General features: G+C 55.9%; 16 protein-coding genes. 9 read left to right on the top strand and 7 right to left on the bottom strand.

From position 1 onward, the window contains the following. Window position 1: 1 nt before the first annotated feature. From FOM92_RS14040 to FOM92_RS14030, 3 genes are read right to left on the bottom strand one after another with little or no spacing between them, the layout of a single operon-like run. Window positions 2–2,164, bottom strand: coding sequence for a GH92 family glycosyl hydrolase (locus FOM92_RS14040; protein ID WP_170226895.1), 2,163 nt, complete (start codon window positions 2,162–2,164; stop codon window positions 2–4). Further along, window positions 2,161–2,970, bottom strand: coding sequence for a phytanoyl-CoA dioxygenase family protein (locus FOM92_RS14035; protein WP_143777442.1), 810 nt, complete (start codon window positions 2,968–2,970; stop codon window positions 2,161–2,163). Before FOM92_RS14035 ends, FOM92_RS14040 begins: the two co-directional genes overlap by 4 nt. Beyond that, entirely contained in the window at window positions 2,967–4,367 is a 1,401-nt protein-coding gene (locus tag FOM92_RS14030; RefSeq protein ID WP_143777441.1) for an MFS transporter, read from the bottom strand. The genes FOM92_RS14035 and FOM92_RS14030 overlap by 4 nt, the downstream gene beginning before the upstream one ends. 15 nt (window positions 4,368–4,382) lie before the next feature. Between FOM92_RS14030 and FOM92_RS14025 the strand changes: the two genes are divergently transcribed. Beyond that, the gene (locus tag FOM92_RS14025; protein WP_143777440.1) at window positions 4,383–5,306 is read left to right on the top strand and encodes a helix-turn-helix domain-containing protein; all 924 of its coding nucleotides are present in this window, start codon (window positions 4,383–4,385) and stop codon (window positions 5,304–5,306) included. Window positions 5,307–5,455: 149 nt separating this feature from the next. Further along, on the top strand, window positions 5,456–5,950 hold the full coding sequence (locus tag FOM92_RS14020) for a hypothetical protein (RefSeq protein ID WP_143777439.1): 495 nt from the start codon (window positions 5,456–5,458) through the stop codon (window positions 5,948–5,950). 157 nt (window positions 5,951–6,107) lie between these two features. On the opposite strand, the gene FOM92_RS14015 is transcribed toward FOM92_RS14020, so the two are convergent. Further along, window positions 6,108–7,019 (bottom strand): LysR family transcriptional regulator, encoded by a 912-nt coding sequence (locus tag FOM92_RS14015; protein ID WP_143777438.1) that lies wholly within the window; start codon window positions 7,017–7,019, stop codon window positions 6,108–6,110. 184 nt (window positions 7,020–7,203) lie between these two features. Here FOM92_RS14015 and FOM92_RS14010 point away from each other — a divergent pair, with 184 nt between their 5' ends. Next, window positions 7,204–8,109 carry a LysR family transcriptional regulator gene (locus tag FOM92_RS14010; RefSeq protein WP_143777437.1) on the top strand — a complete coding sequence of 302 codons (906 nt, stop codon included), beginning with the start codon at window positions 7,204–7,206 and terminating at the stop codon, window positions 8,107–8,109. Here FOM92_RS14010 and FOM92_RS14005 read toward each other — a convergent pair. Then, window positions 8,095–8,796: a peroxiredoxin-like family protein gene (locus tag FOM92_RS14005; RefSeq protein WP_143777436.1), complete on the bottom strand. Its 702-nt coding sequence runs from the start codon at window positions 8,794–8,796 to the stop codon at window positions 8,095–8,097. The two genes, FOM92_RS14010 and FOM92_RS14005, sit on opposite strands and share 15 nt — an antisense overlap. 205 nt (window positions 8,797–9,001) lie before the next feature. Between FOM92_RS14005 and FOM92_RS14000 the strand changes: the two genes are divergently transcribed. From FOM92_RS14000 to FOM92_RS13990, 3 genes are read left to right on the top strand one after another with little or no spacing between them, the layout of a single operon-like run. Beyond that, the gene (locus FOM92_RS14000) at window positions 9,002–9,475 is read left to right on the top strand and encodes a DUF302 domain-containing protein (protein WP_143777435.1); all 474 of its coding nucleotides are present in this window, start codon (window positions 9,002–9,004) and stop codon (window positions 9,473–9,475) included. Then, window positions 9,472–10,422: a YeeE/YedE thiosulfate transporter family protein gene (locus FOM92_RS13995; protein WP_143777434.1), complete on the top strand. Its 951-nt coding sequence runs from the start codon at window positions 9,472–9,474 to the stop codon at window positions 10,420–10,422. The genes FOM92_RS14000 and FOM92_RS13995 overlap by 4 nt, the downstream gene beginning before the upstream one ends. 10 nt (window positions 10,423–10,432) lie before the next feature. Next, window positions 10,433–11,176 (top strand): lysophospholipid acyltransferase family protein, encoded by a 744-nt coding sequence (locus FOM92_RS13990; protein WP_143777433.1) that lies wholly within the window; start codon window positions 10,433–10,435, stop codon window positions 11,174–11,176. Here FOM92_RS13990 and FOM92_RS13985 read toward each other — a convergent pair. Both FOM92_RS13985 and FOM92_RS13980 read right to left on the bottom strand, forming a co-directional pair. After that, window positions 11,146–11,919 (bottom strand): GNAT family N-acetyltransferase, encoded by a 774-nt coding sequence (locus FOM92_RS13985; RefSeq protein ID WP_143777432.1) that lies wholly within the window; start codon window positions 11,917–11,919, stop codon window positions 11,146–11,148. The two genes, FOM92_RS13990 and FOM92_RS13985, sit on opposite strands and share 31 nt — an antisense overlap. Before the next feature lie 115 nt (window positions 11,920–12,034). After that, complete coding sequence (locus FOM92_RS13980; protein ID WP_143777431.1) at window positions 12,035–12,499, bottom strand: cupin domain-containing protein; 465 nt, start codon at window positions 12,497–12,499, stop codon at window positions 12,035–12,037. Window positions 12,500–12,704: 205 nt separating this feature from the next. Here FOM92_RS13980 and FOM92_RS13975 point away from each other — a divergent pair, with 205 nt between their 5' ends. Genes FOM92_RS13975 through FOM92_RS13965 form a run of 3 tightly spaced genes read left to right on the top strand, consistent with a single transcriptional unit; the run spans window position 12,705 to window position 15,979 of the window. Then, complete coding sequence (locus tag FOM92_RS13975) at window positions 12,705–13,514, top strand: 3-hydroxybutyrate dehydrogenase (protein WP_143777430.1); 810 nt, start codon at window positions 12,705–12,707, stop codon at window positions 13,512–13,514. Beyond that, complete coding sequence (locus FOM92_RS13970) at window positions 13,511–14,821, top strand: NAD(P)/FAD-dependent oxidoreductase (RefSeq protein ID WP_143777429.1); 1,311 nt, start codon at window positions 13,511–13,513, stop codon at window positions 14,819–14,821. The genes FOM92_RS13975 and FOM92_RS13970 overlap by 4 nt, the downstream gene beginning before the upstream one ends. Window positions 14,822–14,839: 18 nt before the next feature. After that, window positions 14,840–15,979, top strand: coding sequence for a patatin-like phospholipase family protein (locus tag FOM92_RS13965; protein WP_143777428.1), 1,140 nt, complete (start codon window positions 14,840–14,842; stop codon window positions 15,977–15,979). The last annotated feature ends 1 nt before the right edge of the window (window position 15,980 follow it).

The raw sequence follows: 15,980 nt of genomic DNA, 5'->3' as shown, positions 1-15,980 counted from the left end.
GTTACCTCTTCGTCGTAAATGTCAGTTTTCCGCCGCGCACAAGACGGCGGTGCGCAATGGCGGTGGGCGTCAGCGGCGCACCATCCAGCACCACGCTACCCAGCCGGTCACCGCTACCTTCGCGGATGATATCGAGTGCCGGACGCCCCGGCACCCTGATATGTGCGCGCCCGGCCAATGGTATGCCCGCCACATATTGGGCGCTGGCCGGCTGCACAGGGTAGAATCCGAGCGTGGCGAATATGTACCAGGCGCTCATCTGCCCCGCATCCTCGTTACCGATTATGCCGTCCGGACTATCCTTGTAAAAGTCGTGGGCAATGCGGTGGACCAGTCTATGTCCGGTTTCCGGACTGTCGGTAAAGGCATAGAGCCAGGCAATGTGATGGCTGGGCTCATTGCCATGGGCATATTGCCCGATCATCGCCTCCTGCCCCAGATATTCGGCACCGGAGCTGGGTTTGAGCTCGAAGAAGAAGCGGTCGAGCATCTGCCGGAAATGCGCCGCGCCACCCATTGCCTCGCCAAGGCCCTGCGGATCGAACAGCGCCGGTGTCCAGCTATACTGCCAGGCATTCGCCTCGGTATAGTCGCCGGGATTGTTGAGCGGAGAGGTTGGTTTCAGAGGATCAAAGGGAGTGCGCCAGTTCCCTTCACTATCCCGTCCGCGCGCCAGCCGGGTTTCGGGATCAATCAGTTTGCGCCATCCTTGCGCGCGCATTCTGAACCGTTGTGCAGTCGCATTATCGCCCAGAAGTTGGGCCATCCGCGCCACGGCGTCAACTCCAATTCCGGCCTCCAGCGTGCTCGAGACGGCTTCGCCTTCAACCTTGTCATACGGGTAATATCCATAACGGTCGTAAATGCTCCATTGGGACAGCGCGGCATCCTCGCTGGCGGTCGCCACCATGGTCGCAAGCGCCCGTTTCCCGTCGAAACCGCGAAAACCCTTGGCCCAGATATCCGCCAGCACCGGCAGCGCGGGCTCACCAATCATCGTTCCGGTTTCCCCGCCCCAAATCGGCCAGATCGGAAGCCGCCCGGTTGCGTCGGCATAGTCGAGCAGGCTGTTGGCAAAATCATCGACCCGTTCCGGCACCAGCAGGGTGTACAGAGGCTGCGCCGCACGAAAACTGTCCCACAGCGAAAATGTCGAATAACGCAGCCCCTTTGCCGCCTTGCGAATTTTCCCGTCCGGCCCGCGCCAGCGTCCGTCGCGGTCGGAGATGACAGAGGGATGCAGAAAGGCATGATAGAGCGCGGTGGTAAATATCCGTTGCTGCTGCTGCGGCCCTTCTATGCGGACACGCCCCAGCAACCGGTTCCATTCCGCCTTTGAATCCGCTGCGACCTGCGCAAAATTCCAACCCCCTATTTCCTTGCGGTTTAGACGGGCGCCCGCAATGTCGGCCGTCGACAATCCGATCTTGGCCTGCAGGACGCGGCCGCCCTTCAGGTCGAAAGCGAGTAGAAAACGCGGCGCGGCGTCCGTTGCACGGGGCGGCATGGCAATGACCTCGGCCACCGGGTGATCGAATGCCACCGAAAAGGCGACGGTGCGCCGGGTCCAGTTTGTGCGCTGCTGAACCCCTTCAAATCCGTATTTTGTCATCCGCACATCGTTCGACAGAACCGGTTGCCGGTCCGTCATGAAGGTCAGGCCATGTTGCAGGTCGGCGAGCACCCAAACGCGTCCGACTTTGTCAAAGCTGTAGCGGTGAAAGGTTGTCCTCAGGCTGGATGTCAGTTCCACCCGCACGCCATTATCGGCCAGTGTGACCGCATAATATCCGGGCGTCGCCCTCTCGCTGTCTTTCGCATAGCGGCTGGCAAAGTCGTCGCGGCGGGTCTGGCTAGGCTGGAGGAGGACATCCCCCAGTTCGGGAATTCCGGTACCGCTGGCCCTGTTTTGGGAAAATCCGATAATCTGGGGCGCGCGATATTGGTAGCCGGACGTAAAGGCCCAGCCGGAATCTGCATTGTCGGGCCCCGGCTGAACCATCGCGAACGGACGGCTGGGCCCGGGAAATGTATGTCCGGTGCCATCGGTTCCGATGAAGGGATCGACATGGTCGACAGGTTCCGCCGGGCGAGGCGCAGGGCCCGCATGCAGCGGCAGTGCCAGGGCGATGACCATCGCGGCCCACAGACGCAGCCACATCATGCCGTTGTCGCAATCACGGGGTTGAGCGGCGTGTCGATCACCGCGCCAATCTGTGCGCCGGGGCACCATTGGTCGCGGTCGGCGGCCTGCATGTGGTTAACCGGCTCGGCCAGTTTCATGTCGGCGTCCATATAGATCATGGTCATGACCGATCGGGGCCTGTCGGTTGTGTTGGGGCTGGCCCGGTGGAATGTCCAGCCGGCATGAAAACTGACATCGCCCAATGCATAGGGCTGCTCGTCAATGGCAAAGCCCTGCGCCTCCATCGCCGCGGTGATCTGAATTTCGCTCTCGTCGGAAATCGGCAGATCACGCCCGAACTCGGCCTTGTGGCTGCCCCTGTAAAAGGCCAGCGGCCCCATTTCGAGTGGAACGGGCTGTAAGGGTATCCAGACCGTGATCGTCCGGTCCGACGCCATGGGCCAATAATATTGGTCCGCATGGGCCGGAGTAAATCCGCCGGATGGTTCCTTGTACAGGGACTGGTCATGATAGAGCCGGACCCGTTCAACCCTCATCAGCGCAGCGGCAATACCGGCAAGGCGCTTTCCAAATACAAATTGTTTCACCACATCGGATTGCCGCCACAAATTCATGATCTGAAGAAAGGCGCGGTCATAGGTGTCGCGTTCTTCCATCGGTTTGTTCTGGGTATTGAGCGCGAGGGTTAACCGCGTAATTTCCGAACCGAAATGCGCAAGATCCTCCGGCGGCAACACGGAAGGCAAGCGGACAAAACCATTTTCACGGTAATCCGAAATAACGGCATCATCGAGGTGCAAAGGGGTATCGATCTGCGACATCATTGGTGATCCGATTTTGCAAGGGGTGGAACCATTGCCCAGGCCAGCGCGGCGGCAAACAGGGCAATTGCGGCAATCACAAACAGGTCACCGCGTGCGGGAAGTGACGGTGCGATGGCACCGAGGCCAAGGCTGACCACCAGTTGGGGGATGACGACGGCAAGGTTGAAAATGCCCAACAGCAGCCCCAATTGCCGCGCATCGATGCGATCGCAAAAAATGACATAGGGCAGACTGACCAGCGACCCCCAGCCAATGCCGGCAACGGCCATGCACAGCCATAGCTGCAGCTCCGTCTGCACCAGAAGCCCGATGGCGCCAAAGGCCAAACCCATCAGCAACATCCCTGCGGCGTGAACATATGCCCGCCTGAACCGCGCAACGAGTGGCATCAATATCGCAAGAGGTGCAATCGCCGCGACCAGATTGAACAGACCGAGCGATATCGCGATATCGCGCCCGACCTTTTCCTGATCCAGATGGGGCAACCGCTCGGCGACAACCGGGGCGAGGAAAACAAACATCGCGAAAATGCCGATCCAGCTCAGCCCCTGTGCGAACAGGATCCGCCGGGCCAGTGCCACCTGATCCGTCCGCTTGGTCCGGAAAATGGGGATGGCAAGAACAGCCGTTGCAACCGCCGTGGCGAGGGCAAGTGGTATGACTGCAATTGTAATTCCCGCGATCTTGGCCGCCGAGCAAATCACCGCGAACAACGCAGCAGGCGCGATCGGAAGCAGCATGGCCAACAGCAGTTTCGGATTGAGTTTCTCGGCAAGGGCGGGCGCTGCAATTTCGCTCGGTTCGCGGACCAGAAAAGCGGGTATTGATGTCAATGGCAGCGCCAGAAAGGCGGCAATCATTATCATCCACATATTGCCGAGCCAGGCACCAACAATTGTAATCGCCACGCCGGTCGCTCCCGATAGCGTTTGCATATAGGCAAATGTCAGCGAACGTTCCGGGCCGGCCGGAACGATATCGGCAATCAAGGCGCGCGCCGGATTGAGACCGACATTGATGGCAACGTCCAGCAGCAAGGCAACACAGGTAGCAACCAGAACGATGGACAGGCCGCCCAATGCGGCGGCAACCGTGCCAAGCTCCGGCAAAGCCAGCAAGGCAAGCGATGAGAATACGCCGCTCATCAAAAGATAGGCGCGGCGCCTTCCACCCCAGATCCAGCTCCGGTCGCTCGTATGCCCGGCCGCTACTTGCCCCAATATCCCCGCCAAAGGACCTGCGGCCCACACAAGCGCGATATCGTCTATGGCAAGATCATACCGGCTTTCCAGCAACCAAGACAGGGCGGTGATCTGTGTCGTCAATGCAATGCCAAGCCCGGCAGAAGGCGTCGACAGCAACAGCCTGTAGCCCGCGCTGGCACGATATGGTGACATGGCTGATCCCTCCCCATGCCGCTTTGCGGGCGGCACCGGGTCAGTCTAACTGTCAAAAATAATAATGCATGGGCCGATATTGTCAGCAAATCGGCGATAATCTATAAAAATCTTGTCATGCTGCTGCCCATATCCGAAGCCGTTCCGCTCTTGCCTGGAATAGTTGCGCGTGTGGAGCATGTCGCCCAGGATGCCGCCACGGCTGTGCCCCGCCGGTTTTCGCATTTCCACGGCCCTGCCGAACTTGTGCTGGTCAAGGCGGGCACGGGCGCGTTCATCAGTGAAAATGAACCGGTGTCTTTTTCGCCCGGATCGCTTGTTTTCGTGCCACCCATGGCCGTCCATGATTTCGCCTTTGACGAAGGGGAACGGGCATGGACGCTCGTCCAGTTCGATCCCTATGCGCTTGACTCTGAATCGGCGTCCATACCGCCGGCCCCGATGGCTACGCTTCTTGATCCCAAACAGTTCGACCGGATTGAAATGCTGATGGACTGGCTTGGCCAGTCCCTCGCCACAGAGCCGGACCAACGGGCAGTGGCCCTGCAACTTGAAACGCTCATACTCGCCATTCGCCAGGCCACTGCAAGAACATGGCCAACGGCCCAGGATACAGGATCCGCCCTGTCCCGCTTCCGTCCGCTGCTGGACCAGTTGAACCGCGAACAGAGCAAAAGCCTGCGGCTGGCCGATGCCGCTTCGCTCTGCGGCATGTCGGCACCCTATTTTTCCCGGCGCTTCAAAAGCCTGTTCGGCACGGGGTTCAGCGCTTACCAGACAAGGATGAAAGTGCTGCAGGCGGCACGGATCCTTGCGACCAGCAACATGTCGGTGTCGCAGGTCTGCTATGCTCTGGGATTCTGCTCGCCTGCCTATTTCACTTATTGCTTCCGGTCCGCCTTTGGCGTCACCCCCACAAAGCATCGCACACAAAAGTAGATTTGTATGAGGGTCAGAGCCATCGGGATAAACGCCCGAAGGCGAACGTAGCGCCGGCCACTGGAATTATCAGGCCATATGGACAGACGCGGTGCAATGGCGCACATTCCGCAGCGCGCATTCCACAGGGACGAAAGCGAGGGGGTCAGATGAACCGGACATATGCATCATACAGGCTGTCGGCATTGCTGATCACTGCCGCTGCGCTTTTCACCACATCTGCCGCCGTTCATGCAAAGGATGCCACGGTCGAAAAGCGGCTCGAACAAATCGGTATGAAATATGAAATCGACAAGGATGGCGATTACAAGGTCACCATCGATTTCGCGCGCGAAAAGCGCACCCAGATGATCTTCGTCTCCGGCGCGACAGAAACGGCAAATGGCGTGGTCATCCGCAAAATCTTTTCGCCAGCCGGCATCGTTGCGCGCGACAAGATAGACGGCAGCAAGGCGCTCGACCTGATGCGCAACAGCCGGATCAACAAACTCGGTTCATGGGAAATAGAAGGCGCCAATCTGTATCTGGTCGCCAAACTTCCCGACACGCTGACTTCGACCCAATTACACGCAGTAATGATGATCATCGCGTCCCTTGCCGACGACAAAGAACTCGAACTCAGTGGCGCACGCGACGAGTTATAAAGAGAGGGAGTTTAGCGAAATCGGCCGTTCGTTCAGTGAAATCGTACTTCCTTGAAAGAACAATTTTCAGAAAATCCTTCGATATTACGTTTGACAGCGATCTTCCGTTGAGCGCCCTGAATGTTTGAAAATACATTTCGCTCAACACCTGACGTCACTAAGTGGGAACACTTGTCCTCGTCGAAAGCAAGGGATCTCGAACAAATTCATCGACAAGATGATCGAGTAAAGCCCTCGTTCTCGCGTTGACGAAGCGACCGGATGGCAGCACCGCATGTATTGGCATGGGCAATAGCTCGAAATTTGGCAGTACAATTTCAAGTGCACCCGAGGCTAGTTCTTGTTCGAAAAGCCAATGGGCATTAGCGGCGATGCCAATTCCGGCCAATGTGGCTGCGCGTAAACCGTGGGGGCTGTCAGCCCGGAAATTGCCAGAAACAACGGCGGCTTCGCCACCCACAAATTGCCATCGGCTGCCGGTGCTCAAAAGCGTATAGGAAATGCAGTTATGCCGACGCAAATCCGCTGGCTTTGTAGGGCGACCCATTTTGTCGAGATAATCGGGTGAAGCCACAATCACGCGCCGGGCCATCCCGATTTTCCGTGCGGTCAGTCGACTGTCGCCCAGTTGTCCGACCCTGATGGCCAGATCCAAATTATCCGAAACCAAATTGAGCGCGTGGTCAGACAATTGCAGATCGATCTCCATTTTCGGATGACGTTCTAAAAATCGCCCGATCATTTTGATGATACGGCTTTCGGCCAAGCTTAAAGGGCACGTCATTCGGACCGTGCCCTGAATATTTGTAACCAACCCAACAAGAGATTCCGCTTCGTCAATTGCGGCAAGCGCACGCAATGCGCCCTCTAGGAAGAGCATTCCGTCTGCGGTGAGGGCAAGGGAACGCGTCGTTCTGCGAAACAGCTGCGTTCCCAAATGTCGTTCCAGTCCGACGATCTGTTTTGAAATGGTAGACTGCGTCACGCCAATCTGATTTGCTGCGGCTGAGAAGCTTCCGGCATTTGCCACAGCGACAAAACTACGCATCCAGATAGAAATCTCATTCACGCCAAGCCACCTCTACGCCGGAGTGGATTGCCCGATTGTCAGGTAACATTGCCGCATTTTGGAGCACCAATCCTGCAATTCTGCAACCTATTTATTCATTTCGCGACTTAATGAAAGTCATGTTGGCCGGATTGACTGCGCTACATTTTACATTATCGTGGTAAACGATTGTGGAGACCTAATCATGGAAATGCAACAGGTCCGCTATTTCATTTCGGTTGCAAAGACCCTCAATTTCACGAGGGCCGCAGAAGAATGCTGCGTGACGCAACCCGCATTAACGCGCGCTATCAAATTGTTGGAATTTGAGCTTGGAGGCGATCTAATCAGGCGCGAAGGGCGGCACACCCACCTGACCGATCTTGGCAACAAAATGCTGCCTATGCTCCGGCAGTGCCATGATGCTGCTATCGCAGCAAAAACGCTCGCAAAAGCGGTCAGCAGAGGAGAGGTCTCGTCATTGTCCATAGCTGTGGCGCGCTCGCTTGATTCAGCTTTGATTATGGGGCCGCTGCAGGAAATGTATCCTGCCTTTCCGGGTATTCAGATTAAGCTCAAGCGTGGAAACGCGTCTGAAATCGCTGGGATGCTCAAGTCCGGAGAGGTCGATATTGCCATGGGCGGACCTCTGGGAGAAACCTGGGACAGGCTTGAGGCATGGCCAATGTTTTCCGAATCCTTTGGGCTGATGGTTGGCAATGGCCATGCTTTGGCAATGCGTAACGATGTCGAACTGGATGTCGAACTTATCCGCGAGGAACAGTTTCTTTTGTTCAGTGGACTGGATCTTACCGATTACGAACGCGAACGCCTCAATAATGCGGGCGTCAATTTGAATAGCGCACATGAAGTCGATTCAAGTCAGGATTTGGAGGCACTTGTCTCCGCTGGTTTTGGAATAGCTGTTGCGCCGAAACATGCGCTGCGCACTACATCAGGCCTTCCTTTAAACTTACCCTCTCTGGATCTGCAGCGTACTGTCGCGGTTTACACAGTGGCAGGCCGACCACGCCCGCGCGAAGCAGCCGCATTTCTGAACTTGCTGCGGTGTAAAGATTGGAACAGGGACGTCGGACTACGCGAGGACTGAGCGCGCCGCGATACGTAAGTCATTCAATTCCAACCGCCGCCGATAGTCCGGATCGACATGGCGCGCCTTTATCAGGCCATCCTGTCCCACAACGAAAACGGATGGGATAGGCAAAATCCAGCCATCGCTGCCTTGATATTTCGGAATATCCCAACCGACACTGGCGATCAATTCAGACATTGCATCGTCGACCCAAATTGCCAGATTGAGAGACAAGGCATATCCGTTACTGACGTCCGTTAAGAATGGAAAATTCGCACGTGACTCGGCTTTCAATTCACGGGTGTAGCTTTGGGTTTCAGCCGAAATCGCAACGATCTGGACCGGCTTGATATCATTTTCAATCTGCGCAAGTCCGGCAGCGTTCAGTCGGCAATAGGGGCACCAATGCCCGCGGTGAAAAGCGACAACGACGGGCGCCACCTCCAGCAACTGTTCCAAACTGACCAGACGCCCTTGGTCATCGGGCAGAATAAAGGATGGCATGACATCGCCTACGGCAGGCGCTTGGTCGCCTGCACCGCTGCGTTCCAGTCGGTCCACGAAAGTGTCGACTGCGTTGGCAAATTCCGGGCTCAATGTCCGGACCTGTGACGCGATATAGTTTAGCCGTTCGGCCAGTGGGACATCGCGATCCCGGACATGTTGGACAGCCTGCTCTAATGCCGTCACAATTGGTTGGTTCATGGCTGTTTTCCTCGAATGCCCACGGCTTTTTATGCCTAAACGCCGCAACAAAAAAGCGAAATATACAAGGCCAATCGGTGGTAGAAATGCTCTCCGGTTATAACTGTCATGCCCGATTGCAATTTCATGTGGGCACAATGCGGTGGCAAAAGAGTGCCATGAGCAACCGCTCGCTGCATATTCTATTCAATCGAAGGACATGAACATGAAAAAATTGCTTATCGCGCTTTGCGCTGCAACCCTTATTGCGCCGGCCATTCAAGCTGAACCTGCGGCGCCTGCAACCGCCGCGCAAGGTGTTTTGACCGTTAAAAGTGTTTATAGTGTGGACGAAACCGTCGAGCGATTGAAGGCCGATATTGCAAGCAAAGGCATCAAATTCTTCACCGAAATCGACCAGTCGCAATTGGGTGCCGGTGCGAATATCACGATCCGTTCGTCCAAATTGATCCTGTTTGGAAATCCGCCTCTAGGCGTCCAGTTCTTGTCCTCTAATCCCTATTCGGGTCTAGATTGGCCGGTTCGGATGCTTGTCGTGCAAGAAGCTGACGGTAGCGTCAGCGTTGCCTGGACCGACTTTGGTTTCATCGCACAACGCTACAGCATCAAAAACCGTGATGCCCAATTCAAAATGGCTAGCGAAGTTGCAGCCTCGATTGCATCCAGTACAACAAAATGATGGTTGCGGTTGCCAGTTTTACCTTTTTGCTGGCGGCTTTTTGCGCCGCGCTAATGGGTTTTGCCATTCAGCGCGGCGCAACCTGTACCGTTGCCGCGGTCGGTGAAATTGTTCATAATGGAACCGCAACCAAGACAATGGCGCTGGCAGAAACTTCGCTCTGGGTCGCAGGCGGGTTGTTGACAGCACAGGTGCTTGGCTTTCTTCCAGAAATTCCCGGCGGATTTGCTTTCAGTCACTGGACGGTCATCGGGGCTACGTTGCTTGGCCTTGGTGCTTTTGTAAATCAGGCGTGCGTTTTTGGTGCGATTGCGCGGCTCGGTACAGGTCAATGGGCATATGCCTTGACCCCTTTGGGTTTCTATATCGGTATCATTACGACCCCCCTTTTATTTAAGGGTGAAATGCCTGTCATAACCGACACGCTTCCGGCGGGGTCGACGTTGCCATATTGGCTGGCGCCGGCATTCGGCCTCTACGCGCTTTGGCGCATATTCCGGATTATTAGGTCGCGGCAAGCAGAGGGCGGGAATTGGACACAGCTTTGGGCTCCACATGAAGCGACAATCCTGATTGGCATCACATTTGTCATCATGCTCATTTCGGTGGGCGCCTGGAGCTATATGGATCTTCTGCTCCACATTTCGCGGGGCATGTTCGACAGTCTGATCTGGCAAGGTGCTTTGTTCGCGTCCCTTCTAGCAGGTGCAATAGCAGGAGGCTGGGCTGGCGGCCATCTGGCATGGCACAGACAAAGTTCCCGCACGATCGCGCGCTGTATTGCAGGTGGAATGCTGATGGGTTGGGGCAGCCTTCTTGTACCTGGAAGCAATGACGGGCTCATTCTCGTGGGAATGCCCCTGCTGTGGCCATATGCTTGGGCTTCGATAATGATCATGTGCTTTGTGATCTGGGTGGCCTTTAAGCTTCAACAGAAATTTGATTGAGGGGCGGAAGATGCGTCCCTTCGGTCGGACAAGAGCATTTACGACGCTCTCATTTCTGATGCTCCGCATACCGATATGGCTATTCGCGCCTCCTCAGCGCCGACGGCGGCACGAACAAGCCTTTTTCGCAGGTCTGTCGAAAGGCTTCGGAATTCATACAGTCAATCGGGGGACGCCATCAACGAAGCCTGGAACGCTTTTTGTGATGAACCATGTCAGTTGGGCGGACATACCTGTGATGCTGGCCCTTTTGGACGCCGATTTTGTTGCCAAATCCGACATGAAGGACTGGCCCGTGATCGGCGCGTTGGCACGCCGTTTCAATCCAGTCTTTGTTTCCCGGACTGAACAATTCAAAAGCCAAGCACAAGTTTCCGAAATTCGGAAAAGATTAGCTTCAGGACGATCAGTTATACTCTGTCCAGAGGGAACCACTTCGGATGGAACCGGCATTTTGCCCTTTCGCACGACCCTGTTTGCCGCGGCGGATTCTGCATCCGTAGTCCAAGCGGTGGTTATCCGTTACCTGTCAGCAGAAGGGACGGCCCTGTCACCGCATCGCCAGCGTGAGGTTGCATGGATTGACGATGATGATTTGCTGTCCGGGGCAATTCGGTTGGCAAAGTCATCCACCTTAGCACAGGTCGAGTTTCTGCCCCCTGTTGCAGCCAAAATCGATAGAAAAGAGTTGGCGAGCCTCGTGCGAGACCAAATGCGGGCTGCTCACGCAGCCGCGCCAAAACGACTGGTATAGCGTTCCGATATTTCGGTCACAGGCATGACAATGAACACGTCAACCGTGTTAAACTGGTGGTCGATTACAGCACCGTCGCCGACCTGCGCGCCTACACGCAGATAGGCTTTCAGCAGAGGCGGCAATTTGCGCATCGCCTGGCGTGGATCGTAACCGCCCAAAGGCAAGCGTGCCATGTCGACATATCTTTCCTCTAGCGCGCGGGCGCGCAAGGATTGTGGAGCCAGATGATTATGCCACAAATAGGAAAGTGTATCGGCATGGGCGTCGGGATCGATGCCGTGAAAGCTCGCACATCCAAACATGGTCGAGATTTGATGTTGGCGAAGATATGTCGCAATACCACGCCACAAGAGCTGTATTGTTCCGGCATCGCGATATTCCGATGCTACGCATGACCGTCCAAGTTCAAGCTGCTCGCCCGGGCTATGTGAAAGCGGCGAAAGGTCATATTCCCCCGCGCTATAGAAGCCCTCACGCATGGCGGCGATGCTTTGACGCAGTAGCCGATATGTCCCGACTACTTTGGGGGTGCCCAGCGCATTGTCTTCGACCAGCAAATGATCACAGACAGGATCATATGGGTCACAATCCATTTGGACATTTCCCGAAGATATTGCTCCACGTTCCCGGTAAAACACCTCCCACCGTAACCGCTGGGCTGCCGCAATGTCGGCAGGGCAATTGGCGAGCCGTACCGACAGATTTCTTGGTACGGCAAGACTATTCACGATCTTGTGCATAACGGGACCTGCCTTGCTTGATGGTATCAGACCGGATGGGATTAAGGTTACCCTGAGCCGGGGCGCTCAGGGTAACCACCGATTGCATTTAGGGGGTGGGAGGTTTGCAATCGGGTCATTGCATTGCGTTACGCGTGTCTTTTCCGTCATTGTGGACGTCTGAAGAGTACAGAATTGCGACAGTCTTGCCGGTGTTTTTCCACCAATGCGTGACATTGTTGGTTTCGGTCGAAACGTCGCCCGCATGGTGCACAATCGGCACCAGGCACTTTGAGCTATATTCGGTGACCGTGCCGCTAGCCGTCATGATCAAAGCCGGGCGATCGGCGTGGCTGTGCATCGGAACCACTCCGCCCGGCTGCAGAACAAGCTTACGCAGACGCAGACTGCGGCCGTTGACGTTGATTTCCGGACCAAGATCCACCGTGCTCAATACTTCGTCCGTTACTTTGGCAGGCATCGTTGCCGCACCCGCAAGCGGATTCGATCCTTCTTGTCCGGCGGGGCATGTGCCTGCAAAAGCCGGCGCGGCTGTACCTGCAACGGCGAGCGCCGTCAAAAGTGCCAATGTCGTTTTCATATATAATTCCTTTTGCGATGAAACAGGTCGCCCCCGAACCGGCGTCAGATAATCCTGCGAACGGGTATCGGCGGCGTGAGTTCTGAATAATCTGTCGCAGGGGCAGCAACCATTCGATTGTCGGCATAGTTTCGATGCCCAAATGGCATTTTTGTTCGATCAAACATTGCCCCACATTCTCGACCATCAAACAAAGGAGAATGTTATGAACCTGGCGACTGCAGCTGCATCACCTCTTTCTGGAAGAGTGGCAATCATCACGGGTTCGACGAGCGGTATCGGTCTGGGAATTGCCCGCGCGCTCGCCGAGGCTGGCGCGGATATTGTTCTGAACGGTTTAGGTGATCTCGGCCAGATCGAGACAACCCGTAACGAACTTGCCGACACCACAGGTGTGAAGGTCGTGTATAATGGCGCCAATCTTCTCGACGGTGCAGATGCGGCGTCGCTTGTCACCGACACGCTCAATCAATTTGGCCGGATCGATATTCTGGTAAACAATGCCGGCATACAACATGTCAGCCCGATCGAGGATTTTCCCGTCGACAAATGGAACGCTATCCAGGCGCTCAACCTGTCCGCCAGCTTTCATACCATTAGAGCCGCCTTTGGGCCGATGAAGGCAGCAGGCTGGGGACGCATCATCAATCTTGCATCCGTACATGGGCTTATCGCCTCGCCCTATAAGAGCGCCTATGTCGCTGCAAAACATGGCGTGCTTGGTCTTACCAAAACGGTCGGGCTTGAAGGTGCCCAGTTCGGCATCACTTGTAACGCAATCTGCCCCGGCTACGTTTGGACCCCATTGGTCGAGGGGCAGATCGAAGACACAGCAAAAGCCCGCGGCATCAGCCGGGATGACGTCATAAACAACGTACTTCTTGCGGCACAGCCAACTAAACGGTTTGTAACAGTTGAGGAGCTGGGAGCCGCCTCGGTCTTCCTGTGCAGCGATGCGGCTCGCTCGATCACAGGTGTTGCGTTGCCGGTCGACGGCGGGTGGACGGGCCAATGACATCAGGCAAGCGTCCGCACGTCGTTATCGTCGGCGCTGGCTTTGGAGGCTTGGCAGCGGCGCATGGCTTGCGCAATTCACCGGTCGATATAACTTTAATCGACAAGCGCAACCACCATCTCTTCCAACCCCTGCTGTATCAGGTTGCCACGGCTGGATTGTCTCCCGCCGACATTGCGGCTCCGATACGCGCAATTGTCAGGCACAATGCCAATACAAAGGTGATACTGGATCGGGTCTATGGCGTTGATACCGTGCAACAGCATGTCATTCTGGGCGATCACGAACCTGTTTCTTACGATTGGCTGGTGTTGGCGACGGGGGCACGGCACAGCTATTTTGGACGCGACGAATGGGCGCCATACGCCCCTGGTATAAAAACCGTTGAAGACGCCACAGCCGTACGCCGCAAGATATTGCTGGCTTTGGAAAAGGCGGAAATTGAAACCGATAAGGACAAACGTCATGCATTGCTTACATTTGTCGTTATAGGCGGCGGCCCCACGGGCGTTGAAATGGCAGGCGCCATTGCCGAGCTGGCACGTCAGTCGGTTTCAAGGGACTTCCGGAGCATCACCCCTTATTGTTCCAAAGTCATCCTGATCGAAGGCGGGCAGAGATTGCTGGCTACTTTCCCCGAAGAACTGTCCATCAAGGCAAAAGCCGCTATCGAACAGTTGGGTGTTGAAGTGCGTCTGGGGAAACCGGTCAACTCCGTCGACGAGCATGGCGTTACAGTAGGTGATGAATATATCCCCACCGATACAGCTGTCTGGGCCGCGGGCGTTAAAGCATCGCGGGCTGCAGAGTGGCTGGGGATTGCACCCGATCGCGCAGGACGCGTACCGGTAGGGCCAGGACTTAATCCCGCCGGGTTCACAAATATATTTGTAATTGGCGATACCGCCGCCTGCGCGAACGGCAGCGGAGGCACTCTTCCGGGCGTCGCTCCCGTTGCAAAGCAGCAGGGTGCCCATGTCGCCCAATCCATCAATCTTGCCTTAGCCGGACGGAATCCCAAGGCGTTTCGTTATCGAAATTATGGCAGCTTGGCGACCATAGGACGGAACCGCGCGGTAGCGGATTTTGGCCGGTTCAAAATGTCGGGCCACCCTGCCTGGCTGCTTTGGTGCGTGGCACATATCTGGTTTTTATCGGGATTTCGTAACCGCTTCGTCGTCGGCGCGAATTGGCTTTGGAATTACCTCACTTTCGCCCGTGGCGCGCGCCTGATCACCGGTGACGTCGCACCCGATCTGCCGTCCACTCTCACACCGGGCCCCGCACTGCGTCAGCTCAATATCTGAAGATCGAAGGAATATTTCATGACCCAGAATCTAAAAAAGGAACTCTCGGCATTCGGCCAGACTGTCCTGGTATTTCAAGGTGGAGGTGCATTGGGCGCCTATCAGGTAGGCGTCTATCAGGCACTTCGGGAAGCCGGAATCGAGCCTGACTGGGTAATCGGCACGTCAATTGGTGCGATTAATGCCGCCATAATTGCCGGCAATCAACCGGACCTGCGAATGGAAAAGTTGCAGGAGTTTTGGCGCCGTGTCGAGCATGGACAGTTTTTTGACGGGCCCCTGGCCGGGATGTTTGCTCCATGGCGTACGATGAGTGCGGTTTTGTCTGGAATCCCCGGATTTTTCAAACCGAACCCATTGGCCTTCATGGGTCAACGCATACCTTTAGGGGCAGAACATGCAGGCTATTATTCTGTAGATCCGTTGCGTGAGAATCTGTCCGAACTTGTTGATTTTGACCTTATCAACAGCGGCGCAACCCGGCTGACGGTCGGCGCGGCCAATGTCCAGACCAGCGAAATGCACTATTTTGATTCCAGAGACATGCCTCTCGATTTGCGACATGTCATGGCATCTGGGGCCTTACCTCCTGCTTTTCCTGCGGTCCGAATTGATGGCGAACTTTATTGGGATGGCGGCATTGTGTCCAATACGCCTGTTGAAGCCGTTTTCGACGACAACCCGAGAAGCAACGCCATCGTTTTTGCGGTCCACCTGTGGAATCCGCACGGCGCGGAACCACAATCGATCTGGGACGTGACGAACCGCCAAAAGGATATCCAATATTCGAGCCGCGGGAACACACATATCAAAAGGCAACGGCAGCTGCACAAGCTGCGTCACATCATCCAGCAACTGGCTCAACTGGTACCGCCAGACGCCGTTTCCAAGGAAGAACTGGCTACAATGCGAAGCTATGGCTGTTCGACAACTATGCACGTTGTCCGCCTATTGGCTCCCCAGCTCGACAATGAAGACCACACCAAAGATGTCGATTTTAGCCCAGGCGGCATTCGGGAACGCTGGGAGGCTGGCTATGCCCACACGAACGACATGCTCGCAAAGGCACCATGGCGGGCCAAATCCGATCCGCTTGAAGGCTTCATACTTCACGAGGCGATGGCAGGCGAAATGATGGATGTCGCCTCGGCCTATTGAA

The sequence above is a fragment of the Sphingorhabdus contaminans genome, from assembly GCF_007280415.1.
Lineage (GTDB): Bacteria > Pseudomonadota > Alphaproteobacteria > Sphingomonadales > Sphingomonadaceae > Sphingorhabdus_B > Sphingorhabdus_B contaminans.
The sequence above is the reverse complement of the archived record's forward strand: the minus strand, read 5'-3'. Positions and strand labels throughout refer to the sequence as shown.

Coding starts and splice junctions, on each gene's coding strand:
- FOM92_RS13965 (WP_143777428.1), top strand. CDS start 14,840: ATGACCCAGAATCTAAAAAAGGAACTCTCGGCATTCGGCCAGACTGTC.
- FOM92_RS14040 (WP_170226895.1), bottom strand. CDS start 2,164: ATGATGTGGCTGCGTCTGTGGGCCGCGATGGTCATCGCCCTGGCACTG.
- FOM92_RS14000 (WP_143777435.1), top strand. CDS start 9,002: ATGAAAAAATTGCTTATCGCGCTTTGCGCTGCAACCCTTATTGCGCCG.
- FOM92_RS13970 (WP_143777429.1), top strand. CDS start 13,511: ATGACATCAGGCAAGCGTCCGCACGTCGTTATCGTCGGCGCTGGCTTT.
- FOM92_RS13980 (WP_143777431.1), bottom strand. CDS start 12,499: ATGAAAACGACATTGGCACTTTTGACGGCGCTCGCCGTTGCAGGTACA.
- FOM92_RS14005 (WP_143777436.1), bottom strand. CDS start 8,796: ATGAACCAACCAATTGTGACGGCATTAGAGCAGGCTGTCCAACATGTC.
- FOM92_RS14030 (WP_143777441.1), bottom strand. CDS start 4,367: ATGTCACCATATCGTGCCAGCGCGGGCTACAGGCTGTTGCTGTCGACG.
- FOM92_RS13985 (WP_143777432.1), bottom strand. CDS start 11,919: ATGCACAAGATCGTGAATAGTCTTGCCGTACCAAGAAATCTGTCGGTA.
- FOM92_RS14025 (WP_143777440.1), top strand. CDS start 4,383: ATGCCGCTTTGCGGGCGGCACCGGGTCAGTCTAACTGTCAAAAATAAT.
- FOM92_RS13995 (WP_143777434.1), top strand. CDS start 9,472: ATGATGGTTGCGGTTGCCAGTTTTACCTTTTTGCTGGCGGCTTTTTGC.
- FOM92_RS13990 (WP_143777433.1), top strand. CDS start 10,433: ATGCGTCCCTTCGGTCGGACAAGAGCATTTACGACGCTCTCATTTCTG.
- FOM92_RS13975 (WP_143777430.1), top strand. CDS start 12,705: ATGAACCTGGCGACTGCAGCTGCATCACCTCTTTCTGGAAGAGTGGCA.
- FOM92_RS14035 (WP_143777442.1), bottom strand. CDS start 2,970: ATGATGTCGCAGATCGATACCCCTTTGCACCTCGATGATGCCGTTATT.
- FOM92_RS14020 (WP_143777439.1), top strand. CDS start 5,456: ATGAACCGGACATATGCATCATACAGGCTGTCGGCATTGCTGATCACT.
- FOM92_RS14010 (WP_143777437.1), top strand. CDS start 7,204: ATGGAAATGCAACAGGTCCGCTATTTCATTTCGGTTGCAAAGACCCTC.